17 protein-coding genes are annotated in these 15,921 nt (G+C 46.8%); all 17 read left to right on the top strand.

The features are described 5' to 3' along the window. Positions 1–42 precede the first annotated feature (42 nt). Complete coding sequence (locus tag ACBP55_RS31490) at positions 43–2,796, top strand: cache domain-containing sensor histidine kinase (RefSeq protein ID WP_464647305.1); 2,754 nt, start codon at positions 43–45, stop codon at positions 2,794–2,796. Positions 2,797–2,801: 5 nt separating this feature from the next. Further along, positions 2,802–4,340, top strand: coding sequence for a response regulator (locus tag ACBP55_RS31485; protein WP_464647303.1), 1,539 nt, complete (start codon positions 2,802–2,804; stop codon positions 4,338–4,340). A gap of 259 nt (positions 4,341–4,599) precedes the next feature. Further along, positions 4,600–4,740 (top strand): hypothetical protein, encoded by a 141-nt coding sequence (locus tag ACBP55_RS31480; protein WP_464647301.1) that lies wholly within the window; start codon positions 4,600–4,602, stop codon positions 4,738–4,740. 40 nt (positions 4,741–4,780) lie between these two features. Continuing rightward, positions 4,781–5,641 carry a Gfo/Idh/MocA family protein gene (locus tag ACBP55_RS31475; RefSeq protein WP_464647299.1) on the top strand — a complete coding sequence of 287 codons (861 nt, stop codon included), beginning with the start codon at positions 4,781–4,783 and terminating at the stop codon, positions 5,639–5,641. 29 nt (positions 5,642–5,670) lie between these two features. Beyond that, a complete protein-coding gene (locus tag ACBP55_RS31470) occupies positions 5,671–6,195 on the top strand; it encodes a Gfo/Idh/MocA family protein (protein ID WP_464647296.1) in 525 nt (174 codons plus the stop codon). Continuing rightward, positions 6,150–6,656, top strand: a complete 507-nt coding sequence (locus ACBP55_RS31465) for a Gfo/Idh/MocA family protein (RefSeq protein ID WP_464653482.1) — start codon at positions 6,150–6,152, stop codon at positions 6,654–6,656. The genes ACBP55_RS31470 and ACBP55_RS31465 overlap by 46 nt, the downstream gene beginning before the upstream one ends. A gap of 40 nt (positions 6,657–6,696) precedes the next feature. Then, positions 6,697–7,122 carry a RidA family protein gene (locus tag ACBP55_RS31460; protein WP_464647294.1) on the top strand — a complete coding sequence of 142 codons (426 nt, stop codon included), beginning with the start codon at positions 6,697–6,699 and terminating at the stop codon, positions 7,120–7,122. Beyond that, the gene (locus ACBP55_RS31455; RefSeq protein ID WP_464647293.1) at positions 7,119–8,441 is read left to right on the top strand and encodes a M20 family metallopeptidase; all 1,323 of its coding nucleotides are present in this window, start codon (positions 7,119–7,121) and stop codon (positions 8,439–8,441) included. The genes ACBP55_RS31460 and ACBP55_RS31455 overlap by 4 nt, the downstream gene beginning before the upstream one ends. Then, positions 8,438–9,946 (top strand): M81 family metallopeptidase, encoded by a 1,509-nt coding sequence (locus ACBP55_RS31450; RefSeq protein WP_464647291.1) that lies wholly within the window; start codon positions 8,438–8,440, stop codon positions 9,944–9,946. Before ACBP55_RS31455 ends, ACBP55_RS31450 begins: the two co-directional genes overlap by 4 nt. After that, on the top strand, positions 9,943–10,701 hold the full coding sequence (locus ACBP55_RS31445) for an SDR family NAD(P)-dependent oxidoreductase (protein WP_464647289.1): 759 nt from the start codon (positions 9,943–9,945) through the stop codon (positions 10,699–10,701). The genes ACBP55_RS31450 and ACBP55_RS31445 overlap by 4 nt, the downstream gene beginning before the upstream one ends. 157 nt (positions 10,702–10,858) lie before the next feature. Continuing rightward, complete coding sequence (locus tag ACBP55_RS31440; RefSeq protein ID WP_464647287.1) at positions 10,859–11,239, top strand: gamma-glutamylcyclotransferase family protein; 381 nt, start codon at positions 10,859–10,861, stop codon at positions 11,237–11,239. An 88-nt stretch (positions 11,240–11,327) separates the two neighbouring features. Continuing rightward, a complete protein-coding gene (locus ACBP55_RS31435; protein WP_464647285.1) occupies positions 11,328–11,702 on the top strand; it encodes a response regulator in 375 nt (124 codons plus the stop codon). A 51-nt stretch (positions 11,703–11,753) separates the two neighbouring features. Then, the gene (locus ACBP55_RS31430; protein WP_464647283.1) at positions 11,754–13,511 is read left to right on the top strand and encodes a response regulator; all 1,758 of its coding nucleotides are present in this window, start codon (positions 11,754–11,756) and stop codon (positions 13,509–13,511) included. 143 nt (positions 13,512–13,654) lie between these two features. Then, positions 13,655–13,894, top strand: a complete 240-nt coding sequence (locus ACBP55_RS31425; protein ID WP_464647281.1) for a thioredoxin family protein — start codon at positions 13,655–13,657, stop codon at positions 13,892–13,894. Positions 13,895–14,003: 109 nt separating this feature from the next. Further along, the gene (locus ACBP55_RS31420; RefSeq protein ID WP_464653480.1) at positions 14,004–14,621 is read left to right on the top strand and encodes a MarR family winged helix-turn-helix transcriptional regulator; all 618 of its coding nucleotides are present in this window, start codon (positions 14,004–14,006) and stop codon (positions 14,619–14,621) included. Positions 14,622–14,626: 5 nt separating this feature from the next. Then, positions 14,627–15,307: an MOSC domain-containing protein gene (locus tag ACBP55_RS31415; RefSeq protein ID WP_464647280.1), complete on the top strand. Its 681-nt coding sequence runs from the start codon at positions 14,627–14,629 to the stop codon at positions 15,305–15,307. Positions 15,308–15,537: 230 nt separating this feature from the next. Continuing rightward, a complete protein-coding gene (locus ACBP55_RS31410) occupies positions 15,538–15,870 on the top strand; it encodes a BlaI/MecI/CopY family transcriptional regulator (protein ID WP_064751133.1) in 333 nt (110 codons plus the stop codon). The last annotated feature ends 51 nt before the right edge of the window (positions 15,871–15,921 follow it).

Below are 15,921 nucleotides of genomic sequence, written 5' to 3'. Positions count from 1 at the left end.
AGAATCAAGCATAGACTCACTCTATTTGTAACAGGCATTTCGTTGTTCTGTTTCTTCTTCACCTGCTTGTTTTTCTATTCGCTTTATTCGAATGCGATTCAAAAGAATGCGCTCGATTCCAGCCGGGCCGAAGTCGCATCGGTAACGGGCAATGTCGATCTGTTTTTGCACAGGTTGAGCAGGGAAACGAAGCTGATTGCGGATGACGCGAATCTTGTCCAGTTCCTGAGAAGCCCCCTAATCGCTGGTGATCAAGCGGATACCGGCACGAAAATCGATCAGGTTCTGAACGAGTTTGTTGTTAAAATGAGCAAGGAAGTCAGCTATGTAGAAATTATTTCGAAGAAACCGACTCCTGATTTCAGATTTTCTACCAGCGTGGAATCCATTGTGAAGGATTTTGATTTCGACCAGACGCTGCGGGCTTTGCAGGATCGGGAGTTTGGGTGGATTTTTGACCATACCGGTACTTCTGATTTGCATTATATCTATCTATTGAAAATTAAAGACAACGTGAGTGGACAAGTCGTTGGCATGGTCGCCGTTCATCTCAGAGGAACGGTATGGGAAAGTCTGCTGCAGGGCACCGAAATGAATATAAGCTTGACTGATGCAGAAGGAAGCCTGATTTATCGCCATGGTGACGAAAAGGTGCAGACCTTTTTTACGCAAAATGGCGCAAAACCGCTTAAGGCGCAAGAGGGGACGCTTCAAAAGACCATTGAAGGAGACTCTTATTTCGTCTCTTACCAGAGCTCGGAGGATCGATTATTTAAAGTGATCGTCTTCACGAACATGAAGGACCTTTTGCGTGAAATATCTAATGTGGGCGTATTCATTGTATGGGTCGGTGTCTTATCTTTCATTCTATCCGTGCTATTCTCCTTGTTGTTATCCTACCGAATTACCGCTTCTATTCGTTATATTCAACAGCAAATTGAATTCATGATAAAGGGTAACCACCAGGAAGATCAGCCTATTACAATACCCAATATTATGGGAAGCCGAAGCTTGTCCAACAAATTGCGCATCGTGATCATTTATGTCGCGATCGTTATGGTGCCGATGGTGGCATCGATTCTCATTATGAACGCACAAGCCACCCAATCAATCAAGACCCAAACGGTTCATCACCATAGTACACAGCTGGAAGTTCAGGCTAAGAAAATCGATGTGAATCTCGATCTGTACAACCAAAAATTAAACTATTTATTTGGAGAGAAAACATTGAACCGGGCACTCGCCCAATTCGGCGAGGGGACGCTAAGTAAAAAAGAGTTAGCGCGTACCGCAGACAACGTTGTATATAAAATGGAAGAAGTCGCTTCCGGCGAAGTGGCCGTTTCCTTGTATGACGAACACCAGCAGCTGGTTCACCGGACGGGGTGTCTTCAACACTCCATAGGCGGACAACTGGAAATCATCAAAAGCAATGTGCAGAACAAGACGATCTGGTTCCCGTCATCAGCGGATTGCGGCACTTTTGGCATTCATTTTGGTAAAAACATGCTCGCGCTTACAAACTATGAAAAATACTTTTTTTTCGAACCGCTTGGCACCTTGATTCTTTCAGTGAATGAGCAGCTGCTGCAAAATCTATACGCCCCGCAAACACAAATGCTGCCTTCTACGATTTTTATCATGGATGAAAAAGGGAAGATCATCTCTCACCCGCTCAAGTCGAATATTGGAAAGGCGCTAGCAGCGGATTGGCCTGCCGGTTCATCTTCGAAAAATGGCATTTGGAAGGGAATGGCGAATGGCGTTCCGACCCAATTTGTTTACAGCCGTTTGGAATCTACGGCTTGGATTCTAGTGGAAGCAATCCCTGAGTCACTACTCGATCAGCCCATCCCACTGAAGAGCACTTTTATGTGGTTGGCCATTCTACTTGACGCTGCGGTGCTCGGAGCGGGCATTTATTGGTTTATTCGCTTCCTGACTTTGCGCATTCACACGTTAAATGACGGCATGTCGGAAGTAGCGGGAGGCAACCTCGGCATTCAGGTGGATATTCGATCTAGAGATGAAATTCAAGGCTTGGCGGATGGCTTCAATGCGATGGTTCGACGTCTGAACGAGCTTATGAACGAAACGTATATGCAGGGAATCCGCCGAAAGGAAGCGGAGCTCAATTCGCTTCAGGCTCAGATTAATCCGCATTTCTTGTACAACACGCTGGAATCGATCAACTGGGAAGCAATGATGTTCACGAATGGTCCGAATAAAGTAAGCGAAATGGTCACGGCATTATCCGATTTGCTGCGGTTAAGCATTAATAAAGGTAAAGAAATCGTCATGTTTGAGGATGAGATCAACCATGTGAAAAATTATCTCTTCATTCAAAAAGAACGCTATATGGATAAATTTGAAGTGGAGTGGGAGATTGATCCACACCTTTATGCCTATAAGACATTGAAGCTCATTTTACAGCCGCTTGTGGAGAACGCGATATATCATGGCTTGGAGATGAAGGAAGGCATAGGCTTGATTGTCATTAAAGGCGAGATCTTCGACGACTTTGTGCAATTAGAAATTGCGGATAACGGATTAGGTATGCCGCCGGAGCAGTTGGAAGCCGTAAGGCGTGCATTAAAGGATTATAAATCGTCGCAAATCGACGGAATTGGTATCCATAACGTGCATGATCGCATCCAGCTTTATTATGGTGAACAGTATGGAATTAGTCTTTACAGTGAAGTGAATGTCGGCACCCGGATCGTGATCTGCCTGCCGCTTCATGGACCAGAGGATAGGTTTGGATCGCCCAACTTCTTTGATCAAGGAGGGGACTGAAGCGCATGTACCGATTGTTGATTGTAGATGATGAAGAGAAAATCCGCACGGGGCTGCAGCGTATCGTTGATTGGAACAGCCTGGGCTTTGTATGCATCGGAGAAGCTGTCAACGGCAAGGAAGCGATGCGTTTTATTGCTGAAGTCGAATGCCCGGACGTGATTCTGACCGACATTCGCATGCCGGTATTGGATGGCATCGGCCTTATCGAGCAAGCCCATGAAAGAGGCTATACCATCAAGTTTATGATATTAAGCGGGTTTGATGACTTTCAATATGCCAAAAAAGCGATTGAGCTGGGTGTATTCGATTATATTCTAAAGCCGACGAAGCTGCCGGAGCTACGCGAGAAATTTGGCAATCTGAAGCAAAAGCTGGACGAAGAAAAAAAGAACAAAGCGCTTCTTCACAAGAGTTCCCGCCTCATTAGGGAAAAAGCGCTAAGAAGCCTGATCTACCGGCAATATCAAGATGAGAACGGGCTGCTCGCAGCCATCGAGGAAGCGCAGTTTCCCGGTGATCCCCATGACATACTCTATACGATTGTCACGATCAAAATGCATGAACAGAACGAGCATCCGCTCCCGCAGGATCTTGAAGAAAGACTGATATATGCGGTTAAAAAGCCGATTGCAGCATTCGCAATGACGGATCAACAAGGGAATATCGTGTTCCTGTTATCCTGTCCCACAGACGATTCACGCACATTTCAAGAAGATTTGTCAGAATCGTGCAAAGAGATGATGTACGTGCTAAAAAAACAAAGCATTCGATCCAACATTGGCATCGGGAATGCAGTCATGGAGCTTAGGAGGCTAGACGAGGCTTATCAGCAATCGCTTCAAGCCCTACAAGCGATGTTCCTGGGGGGTATCTATACCGTAAGCGCTTACCGTTCCTCCCTAGATGAGACTGTCTCTATCGAATACCCATTCGAATACGAGAAGAAATTGATTGCTGCGATCGATGAAGGGAATAAGAAGGTTGCTTCCGTTTATGTGGAAGAACTGTTTCAACAGGTACTATCGGGTGAAAATATTCAACCGGCGCAGGTCCATAAGATCTGCATGGAAATGATTATTATGGTGTATCGGCAGTTTCAAGAAAATAGGTCGCTGACGATGAATCTGGTTGTATTTGAGACGCTGCTGCAGCTGAAAGTGTGGTTCAAAGAACGAATCGATCTGTTGATCGATTTGATTCTGGACAGCAGGGACCGAGGGAACAGCCGGATTGTCAGCCATATCAAAAAGATTATCGAGAAAACCTATCACGAGCAGATCACCCTGCATGATATCGGTGACTCCCTGTACATGAATCCCGATTATTTAAGCAGGCTGTTCAAAAAGGTGACTGGCAGCAGCTTTATCGACTATTTGACCAACTACAGAATTGAGCAAGCCAAACGGTTTTTAAAAGATATCTCCTGTAAAAGCTACGAGGTCGGTTTCCGGGTCGGTTATCAGAATCCAAGCTATTTTGCGAGAACGTTTAAGAAGGTTACAGGCAAGTCCGTTTCGGACTTTCGGGAGGAGCATACCTGACAGGTATGCTCCTTTTCCTATTCTGCCTACTTTGCCGTGAATGGTGTCCCCATCCAAACGGTGACGGACCCGGGTCATCTTTGACCCCATAAACTAACTAGAACAGGCAGTGCGGACTCTGGTCCCGCTGCTTGTTTACTTTATATAAAGAAGAAGTCTTGAATTGAAAATAAATGTCAGATTCCCCGCTTTAACTGGGCAGGCAGAAATCATAAAGTTAGGAATAGAAGACCAAGTAAACAGACAAAGGGTGAAAGCAATGGGAAAAATCAGACTAGGAATTCTTGGCTGCGGGGGCATGTCGGACACACATTCTCTCGGCTTTCAAAAGCTCGCCGACAAAGTGATCATTACAGTAACTTGCGATATTGTACCAGAGAGGGCGCGCAAAGCGGTCTGAGCTCTATGGTGCCTCCATTGCTGTAGAGGATTACAGGGATATGATCGATCATGTGGACGCCGTTCTCGTGGTACTTCCTCATGACTTGCATTTTGAAACCGGCATGTACTTTCTCGGGGCAGGTAAGCATGTATTAATGGAAAAGCCGATGTGCAACACCGAAGAGGAGTGCACCCGTCTAATTCGCAAGGCGGAAGAAACCGGCAAGGTGCTAATGACGGCGTATCCGGTCCGCTTTTGGCCCATTGTGGTGAAAATGAAAGAACTTTTGGATTCAAAAGCATACGGCGACGTCTTCCAACTATCGATCTGGACGGAGCAGTATACCGAATATCCCGAAGGGCACTGGGGATTGTCGGCTGAGCGTTTGGGCGGAGGACAATTTTTTAGCCATGGCTGCCACTACGTAGACTTAATGCTGTGGATGCTCGGCAATCCGGTCAAAGGCATGCATATCGGCACGAACTTCGGAACCCCTTGGATGGAAAAGGAAGGTACCAGCAATGTCGTCATTCAATTTGAGAGCGGCGCGCTGGCGTACCATTTCGGCACGTGGGGAGCAAGGGGAACCCGCCTTGGGTATAGCATTCATGCTCATTGTACCCAGGGAATGATTGAAGCTCATATCACGGATCGCAAGCTGTATGCCCACACCAATATTTTGCCTGAAAATGCGAATTTGGTGAATGCGTCTCAAGCGGAGTTGATTATGGAAGACGAAGAAGGCGGGAAATTCACCCATTTTGAAATCGAGCATTTTCTCGATTGTATCCGAACGGGTTCGAAGCCATTGACGGACGGACCTGGTAGTTTGCAAGGTCTGAGAGTGATCTGGAAGCTGTATGAGGCGGAGCAAAATAATACGATTGCTGACTTAACCGGGCTGGGTTTGAAAGATTAACACACCAAACATCATGGAGGAGATGCAAGATGGCTTATCGGGTTGCGTTGATCGGGGGCGGCAGTATAGCGGGAAGTCATTTGGAAGCGCTGCGATCTCAGCGAAACATGCAGGCTGTGGCTATTGCCGATGCTGTACCGGAGAAAGCCGAGGAATGGGCGTCCGCATACGGGATTCGCGCTTATGCCGATTATCGGATCATGATCGAGCGGGAAAAGCCGGATGTAGCTGTCATTCTGCTGCCTCATTTCTTGCATAAGGAAGCCGCTGTCTTTTGCGCACAGCTGGGCTGCCATATTTTGTTGGAAAAGCCTATGGCCCTAAGCACGGTCGAGTGCGATGAAATCATTCATGCGGTGCGAGAAAACGGCGTGAAGCTGATGGTGGGCCATACGCAGCACTACCTGCAGCAAAATATGGCGGCCAAAGCCGTGTTGAAGGAAGGCGGACTGGGTGAACTGGTTATGATCAACGATACCCGGCATGCCTACTACTTCGATACCGGTGGCTGGATTGGTTTTTCGAGAAAGCCAAAGCGGGCGGGGGGATTCTAAGCAATCTTGGCGCCCACTCCATCGACAAAATCCAGTGGCTGAGCGGCGGGAAAATAACGAAGGTGAGAGCTGCTTTAAGTTGGTTTGGGGATAGAGGCGACGTGGAGGGGAGCGGTCTTGTGTTTGCAATTAATGAGAACGGGGTGCCGCTATCGATCGCCCAATCTGGCTATCAATGCGTGCCAAAAGATGAAACAGAGCTTGTGTTTACCGGCGGCATGGTAAAGCTGGTAGCGAGGCAGGGGATTTGGATCAGCGAAGCGGGCGTTTACAAGCAGCTGCCGCTTGACCATAATCGAAATCCTTTTGAGCTGCAATTTGAAGATTTATGGAGTTACATCGAGGACGGTAAGGAGCCGGAATGCTCCATGTCTTATGCGCGGAGCGTAGTCGCTGTGATCGAACAAATCTATCGGTCCCATGAGCTTGGCAAGGAGATGGATGTTATCCATCGTGACTGAATTGTGCAATTCCAATTATACTTTAAGGAGATGAATAAGTATGTCTCAAGCATGGAGCACGCCGCAAGGCGCTCAATTTCCGCTTCCTTTTTCCCACGCTGTGCGTGCGGGTGATTTCGTGTATGTGTCGGGTCAAGTCGGCGTAGATCCCGCAACAGGTGAAATTGCCGGATCATCCATAGAAGAGCAAACACGGCAAAGCTTGCGGAATGTGGAAATTATTCTGGAATCGGGCGGTTTAACCTTGGAGCATGTCGTTAAGGTGAACGCTTTTGTCAGTCGAGTCGAAGATTTCCCGGGTATAACCGTACGTATGCTGAGGTGTTCAGCATGCCTTATCCGGCTCGCACAAGCGCGCCTGTCGATATGGGGAGTTATCTCGTGGAAATTGACGTTATTGCTTATGCGCCGGCCAAACGGGAAGGCATTTCATAATCGGATACCGTTCAGGGGAGGGAGATCATGATGGATCGTGACTTGTTATCGCAAACGATTCGCCTTTGGGTGCAGACTCATCTTGAAGAAGCGGTCGGTTTAGCCGCCGAGCTGGTGCAAATTCCAAGCGTAAACCACCCGCCAAAAGGCAACGAGGCCGAGTATCAACGCTATTTGGCGGCATGGATGCAGAAGGAGGGGGCTAGCGTCGATTGCTACGAGCTATCCGAGGTGCCCGGATTAAAGGAGCACCCCGCCTATATGGATGGGCGCAATTATGAGAATCGCCCGAACGTGGTTGGGCGATTTTTTGGGCAAGGAAATGGGCGCTCGCTTCTATTTTCAGGGCATGCAGATACCGTATACGAAGGCAATGAGACATGGACATTTCCCCCTTTTTCCGGGCAAGTCGATCAAGGCAAACTTTACGGACGCGGCTCTTATGACATGAAAGGCGGCATGGCCGCTGCGCTCATGGCCATCAAATGCCTGCAATCGCTTGGCATTCCAGTCGCTGGAGAGGTCTATGTAGAGAGCGTGGTCGACGAGGAACACGGCGGAGCCAACGGTACGTTGGCCGGCAGACTGCGCGGCCCTCGCGCTGATATGGCGATTATTCCTGAGCCGTCGAATCTGAGACTGTACCCAGCCCATCTAGGCGGCGGGATCTGGAAGGCGACCTTGACTGGCAAAAGCGGCATCGGATTCGCTGGCGAAGAGCTGGTGAGCGCACTCGATGCGACCGTTGAATTTGCGAATCTGCTGCGGGCATTCGGTGATTACCGCAAAGAAAAACTGGTGCGGCCTCTATGGTGGCGAGAGGGCAGACTGCCGGAAGTGACCCTGCTTAGCCTTATCTCGGGAGACGTGAACCGGGAACTGCAGGAGAAGCTGCCCGCCTCGGGCGAGGTCAATTTTTGGATAGAAGGCTTTCCAGGTATGACAGGTGAAGGCATCATCACGGAGCTGTGGGCATTTTATGAGGCTAAGCTTCATGAATATCCAACGCTGCTCAAATGCCGCCGACCGGAGATCAAACCACTGATCCGTTATTTAAGCGGAAGTGAGATCAAGTCAGGAGCTAATACGGATTTATTTATGCAATACGTCTGGCAAAGCGGAGAAAAAGTGTTGGAAGAAAGGCAAGAAGAACCACAAGGCGCCCCTTTTGCTTGCGACGCTTTTTTATTTAACTTGTATAACGATACGCCGGCGCTCATTCTAGGACCAATGGGAGCCAATGCTCACACTGCGGATGAATATCTTGATTTGGCCAGCTACGAGCAATTAATCCGCTGGTATGCGGAAATTATCGTCGAGTGGTGCGGGATGATACCGGAGGTGGGATGAGTAAAATGCGAATAGCGGTTGTCGGAATGTTCCACGAAACGAACACGTTTGCTCCAGGACGAACGGAGCTTGACGATTTTGCAAGTGAATGGGTCTCGGGCAACGAAGCATTTATTAGCCGTTACGCCCATACGCGCACTTCCATGGGGGGAGTCGTCGCCACCGTCCAGTCTTTAGGCGAAGAATTGGCTGTTGGCCTTTATGCGGCAGCAACACCGAGCGGCATCGTAACATGCGAAACAGCTGCTATCCTCTTAGAGGAGGTAGCGGCATCGCTCGATACAGCAGCAGACGGGGTATTGGTTATCCTGCATGGAGCTATGGTAGCGGTAGACTTCCCTGATATGGAAGGCGAACTGTTAAGCCGCCTTCGAAGTAAATGGGGTGCGTCCAAACCAATTGCCGTTACATTGGATTTGCACGCCAATATAAGCAAGCAAATGGCAGATATGAGCGACATCGTTGTCGGCTACGATACTTATCCACATATTGATGCTTACGAGAGAGCTCAGGAGGCTTTGCATTTGCTGGCGGGAGCCATTCGGAAAGAGATAAATCCTGTACTTGCACTGGCCAAGCCGGGCTTGCTGATTGTTCCACAGGTGATGTTGACGGATGAAGAAGGCCCGATGAAGGTTATCATGAAGCGGGCCTTCGCCATCGAGCGGGAACCTATGGTGTTGAATGTCACTGCGGCTGGCGGCTTTCCCTATAGTGACGTGCCAGATGCCGGCATCTCCTTTGTCGTCACAACGGATGGGGCTCCCGAGCTAGCCCGGCATTATGCCGAAGAACTCGCGCATTTGGCATGGATGCTTAGAGACAAATTCGATTATAAGGGATTTTCGCCGAGTGAGGCGGTCGTCAAGGCGATGAATCAGTCGGAAGGGCCTGTCATTTTGGTGGAGGGATCAGATAATGTTGGCGGGGGCGCTCCGGCCGATGCAACCCATACGCTGCGACATCTAATAGATCCCGTGAAAAAAAGCTTGATGGTCATTTGTGATGATGAGGCCGTTATGGAAGCGCATCGCCTTGGCGTAGGATCGATTTTGGCTCGGAAGGTTGGCGGAAGAAGCGGGGGACTGCACGGCGAACCTGTACAAGTAAGCGGAACAGTTCGGCTGTTATTTGACGGCAAATACGCTCACACCGGTTCTTACATGACTGGACAATGGGCAGACATGGGGCCTACCGCTGTAATCGAGGCCGGGCGGCTTACGCTGATCTTGACCTCGAAACGGACAGCGCCATGGGATCCGGGGCATGTAGGCTCCGTTGGCCTTCGCCCAGAGGATTTTCACGTTATCGTCGTTAAATCTGCGATTGCCTGGAAAACAGCATTCGGCTCCGTTTGCCGTCATATCATCCCTGTGGATACGCCGGGTTGTTGCAGCTCAAATCTGTCCTTTTTTACTTATCAGCATGTAAGGCGACCCATTTATCCGCTTGATCATGAGGCAAGGTCATTCATGCAGCAAGTTGGAGAGGAGGCCGAGAAATGAAGCTGATAAATAAAGTAGCTTTGATTACCGGAGGTTCCCATGGCATCGGTCGCGCAATTGCGCTGCGCTTTTCCCGGGAAGGGGCGAAAGTGGCCTTATGCGGGTTGGAACAAACAGCCCTTGACGAAGTTGCGGAGCAGATAAAGTCAACTGGTGGTGAAGTGTTGGCGCTGCAGTGCGACGTTCAGTATAAATTGGATGTTGATGGAATGATTGATAAAGTCATTGAGGAATGGGGATACCTGGATGTACTTGTAAATAACGCGGGAATATGCAGTCCGTCTCCCTTTTTGGACATAGCCGAGGAGGACTGGGACCGCCATATGAATATTAATTTGAAAGGAGCCTTCCTCGTTTCCCAGAAAGCGGCAAGGGAAATGGTACGCAGAGGACAAGGAGGCTCCATCATCCATATGTCGAGCGTCAACGGACTCGCGGCTGAAAGCGATCAAGCGCACTACAACGCGACAAAAGGCGGAATGAACTTGCTGATGATGTCCATGGCACTTGAGCTTGCTAGGAATGGTATTCGTGTAAATTCCCTATGCCCTGGTTTTATCGCAACGCGGTTGACCCTGCCACTGATGGACAATCCCGATGCTTTTTCGACCTATCTGAAGACGATTCCTATGCAAATCGTTGGTCAACCGGAAGATATTGCCGGCGCTGCTTTTTTCCTTGCAAGTGACGATTCACGATATATGACGGGACACGCTATGGTCATCGACGGAGGACAGCTTATTAAGTTGTCCTAACTTTGAAAAGTGTGGGTGCAACCTATCCTAAATGAGACATACTGCCATGCAGTATGTCTTTTGTGCGCTTGATAGAAGGGATGCTTTCATGTCTCAGCGAATTAATGGAATTAAATGTGAAACATCTGAATTCATCGATTAGGTAGGAGGAGTCATTATGATTTCCGTATTCGTTTACGGAACATTGCTTGCGGGAGAGAGTAATCATCATGTTGCTGCACCTTTTTTAATCTCCGTACAACCGGGTACGATATTTGGTCGTCTATATGATGTAGGCCCATATCCAGCTCTTACTCTTACGAAAGGGGATCATAAAGTGATTGGCGAGTGGTTCGAAGTAACAGAGGAAGGGCTGCAAGCAATGGATATTCTGGAGGGGTACAACGGTCCCGGTGCCTCTAATGAGTATGAAAGAGTGTGGGTCAGCGATGTTAATGGCTTGCGTGAAGGCTGGGTTTATATCTGGGAAACCATTAGCGGGCTCAAAGAGATTAATAGCTCCTCATGGAGAGCCTATTCAGCCCAAAAAAACAAGTGAAAAGTTCGGTTTATTTCGACAAATTTCTATCCTGCCAGAATGCATGATGCTATAATTAAGTTAATCTATTTAGGTTGAGGAGAACGACATGTCTGTTTATAAAATATTACTTGCAGATGACGAAATCGCGCTGCGTTTTCTGCTTACGGAAACTCTTTCTGATGAAGGTTATGCCATCTCGGAAGCTGAAGATGGTCAACAAGCGATGGAGCAATTGCAAAAAGATACCTACGATCTTATCATACTTGACTATATGATGCCGGAGCGGACGGGTGTTGAAGTCTGTGAATGGCTGCGGCATAGCGATAATGCCAATCGGGATATACCGGTTATTTTACTGACGGCTAAAGCCTTAGATAAGGACAAAGAAAAAGCCAAAGCAGCAGGCGTTACCACTTATATTGTTAAACCATTCAGCCCTCTTCAATTAATAGATACGGTCGGACAATTATTACAACGTTAATTCGAACGATATAGGGATTATTTTATATATAAAAAAGGGTGATTGGCTGTTATGAGTACTACGAATCTAGAGGGGTTGAAGGACTCCAAGTCAGAATTGGATAGAGATGCAAGAATTCTTAGACAAGGAAGAAAGCTGTTTATTCGTGAATTTGAAAAGCAGCTTAAACAGCTTAACTCGCTGCTTGATACGATCCAGATGGCGGCTGCAGCCGATGATTTAAAACAGTTTTATCGCATCGTACATACGCTTAAAGGCAGTGCACCTATTTTTGGTTATGTCCGGATCGGTAAACTGGCTGAGGATATGGTTCGAGCCTGGGAATGGACGCAATCCATGGATAATGACGGAGAAGAGTTACTCATGGCGATCAACCCGATTATTGAATGCGCAGAACGCAGTATACATGCACTTCGTGAAATGAATATGGAATATGATATCTGTGTGACGGAAATCCAGATGGACGAGCAGCAGGATCCTGGAGGCGGCTCTTTGCTCGGGTCCATGAAGAGTAGATTGCTGCTTGTGGATGACGATGAGGTGCTGCGTAATTATTTGACCCGTCGACTTCAACTCGATGACTGTGTTGTTGATGAAGCAGCCGATGTGGAGAGCGCGATGAAATTATTGCGTGAACACACGTATGATTTAGTGACGCTGGATCTCATGATGCATCCTCAGTCTGGGTACGAGTTATTTGAATTTCTCAAAGAGGATCCTACATTGAAATGGTTACCCCTAATTGTATTGTCGGGACGCAACGATTTGAATGATAAAGTCCGCTGTTTTCACTTGGGAGCCGATGATTATGTGACGAAGCCATTTCAGTACGAGGAATTGGCCGCAAGAATTTATGGACTGCTCAAAAGGACTAAAAATTTCGAGCAGCTTGCCTTCCGTGATCCGCTGACGGGAGTGTTCAACCGGCGCTATTTTGATCTTCAAATTGGTATGGAATTACAGCGTATTGAACGCTATCCGGCACCAATCTCGCTTGTGTTTATTGATATTGATTGCTTTAAACGGATCAATGATACTTACGGGCATCACGTGGGAGATTTGGTACTGCAAGGCTTAGCTCATTTGCTCCAAGTGAACTTGCGTTCGACAGATCTGCTAGCACGTTTCGGTGGCGAGGAGTTCGTTATTGCCCTTCCGAATACAACGGTGGAGCAGGCCTGTGCAACCATGCAGTCGATTCTTAATAAAGTTCGTTTAAATGCAGTTGCACAGTACGAGGGCCAAACCTTCTCGATCACCTTTTCAGCAGGTGTTGCAGAGTGGCATGAAGGGATGACGGTTGCGGAGTGGGTGGCTAAGGCTGATGATGCGATGTACCAAGCTAAGCAACAAGGCAGGGATAGAATTGTTAGCGCTTCGGAAGAGGATGAAGGGTCAGAGCAACGTAAGTTAACGGCCAGTCCGCAAATTGACAAGAAAAATCTGCTCATTGTGGACGATGATCCGATTTTACGAGCGATTCTCACATCACATTTAGAGCATTTACCGATTACAATTACGCATGCTGCCGATGGTGAAGTCGCGCTCAGCTTAATGCTCTCTAATACCTATGATGCTTGTATTCTCGATGGCATGATGCCGAAGCTGGATGGATTCTCATTGTTGTCGCAGATAAAGAAAGACCCTCGTCTAAACGTTAGGGATATGAAGGTACTTATGCTTTCAGGTAAGAAGAAGGAAGATGATCTAGCCAAAGGCTTTCAAATGGGAGCAGACGACTATATGACGAAGCCGTTCTCGCTCGTTGAGTTGGAAGTTCGTGTGAGAAAGTTAATGAATTTAATGTGACAAATAATTAAAAAACTCAAAGCCGCTTCTGCCTATATGGCGAGCTGCTTTTTTTTGTCAATAAATGTATTGACGGGAACAAGAAAAATTTGTATATTAATTACGTAGCAATGCTACATAATATGAAAGAGGAGATGATTCTTATGTCAACAGCCGTATTTTATCATGCAGGATGTCCGGTATGTGTGGATGCAGAGCAATCCGTGTTAGGGTATCTCGACAAATCGAAGGTTAACGTTGAGGTGGTCCATCTGGGCCAAGAGCCATCACGCATTGCTGAAGCCGAGAAGTTGGCTGTAAAATCTGTACCTGCTTTGATTTTAGATGGTGTGGTTTACCACATTAACTTCGGAGCTAGCCTTGAAGACGTTAAAAAAGGATAGCATAAAACATGATGCCTTGCTTTAGAGGCAGCTTCATTTTTTATACCTTTATTTTCTTGCGCCTTCCAATGTACAATAGGAATATTCTACATCGGAAGGATTGGTTGATATGCTATTCGAACCGCAATATCGTCATGACAATAAAGCGGCCCGGGTCGCAATGACTCTCTTTCGACTATCGCAAGCGATCAAAAAAATGACGCAGAGCGAAAGTGATCAAGCAGGGCTATCCCCTGCACAAATTCAAGGATTATTGTTCATTTACCATACGCGTTCGGATGTTGCAAGTGTAGGGAATTTTGCCGATATGATTGGATCCTCACACGTAACTGCTGTGAAAATCATCAATGGTTTGATGGAAAAAGAATTTGTGCAAAAGGACAAGCATCCAAGTGATAAACGTATCACGCTTCTGCAATTAACTGAGAAAGGTTTTGCTATGGCGCTTCGACTTCAAAATTGGGGAAGTTCGCTAGAGGAAGCTGTGTCGCAAATGAGCGATGAAGTATTGGATCATCTTGAACTGGGACTGGGTTCAGTGGCGTCGACTTTGCAGAAAAATGGACATCTAATTGTGTCAGAACCTTGCCTGGGGTGCATGCACTTTCAACCCAATATTGGTGACGGTAATGAACCGCATTACTGTAATTTGATTAAAAAATATCTTGCTCACGAGGCAACTTTAAAAGAATGTCCTGAACACACACCTAAACTTCGGAGGGAATAATCACATTGGTTCAACAGCGTATACTTTCATTAAATATCGGAATGCCCCTCAGGATGGAATATCAAGGGAAAGAGTTGGAAACCGGTATTTTCAAAGAAGCGACTGAGGAGGAGCTGTTTCTCTCTTTTACAAATTTGAAGGGCGATGGGCAAGCGGATTTGCGTTACCACGGCGGCAAAGATAAAGCGGTATGCGTATATCCCTTTGAGCATTATGCGTATTGGGAAAATCATCTTAATCGCCCTCTTTCTTTCGGAGCTTTCGGCGAAAATTTCACTTCATTAGGATTGTTGGAGTCAGAGGTATGTATAGGAGATATTTTTGCAGTAGGAAGCTCCATTTTACAAGTGAGCCAGCCTCGCCAACCCTGCCATAAGCTAGCAAAAAAATTCAATGTGACGGACCTTGCTGCTCAGGTTCAAGATACGGGATTTACAGGCTTCTATTTTAGGGTACTACAGGAAGGTTTTGTGAACAAATCCGATTTGGTTATATTGAAGAAACGGAATGAACACCAAATTACCATTCATTTTGCGAATCAATTGATGCATCATGATAAGGGAAATCAGAATGGCATCCAAAAAATACTTGCGGTTCAAGGACTTTCTGACAGCTGGTTTCATACTTTGAGTAAACGATTAGAAGGGCAAGATCATGATACAACTCCTCGTATGTTCGGTGATTAAAAGAGTGTTATCAATGATAAGGTGAGCGCTGCTCGGTATGTAAACAGTATAAAAAACGCAAAGCTGCTTCTGCCCTATGGCGAGCGGCTTTTTATTTTGTTAATTTTGTAATTGACTTCTATGGATTACATATGTAATATAACTATTGTATTACATATGTAATCCATAAAAAGTCAGGAGGTAAACCTGTGAAAAATGTTCCCCATATCTCCGATGCGGAATGGGAAGTAATGAAAGTTCTCTGGGCTAAGACACCATGTACGGCAAATGAAGTGATTGAAGCATTGGAAGTCCGAACGGATTGGAAACCGAAAACAGTTAGAACGCTTTTAAACAGATTAGCCCAAAAACAAGCAATTTCGTATTCACAAGAAAACAGGGTGTACGCCTATTTTCCATTAGTATCCGAAGACGAATGTGTGAAGTCAGAAACGCAATCGTTCCTGAAGAGAATTTACGGCGGTGCCTTTAAGCCGCTGCTGGTTAACTTTTTGAAGGAAGAACAGCTCTCAGCGGAAGATATTAAGGAATTGAAAAATATCCTAGATGACAAAACAAAATGAACGATTTGCGGGTTTGCATCGTGCCAGCTGTTACCTATTTTGACTCGATGA

Source organism: Paenibacillus sp. WG02, from assembly GCF_055396115.1.
Note: the sequence above shows the minus strand (reverse complement) of the source record. Positions and strands in the feature narration are given on the sequence as shown.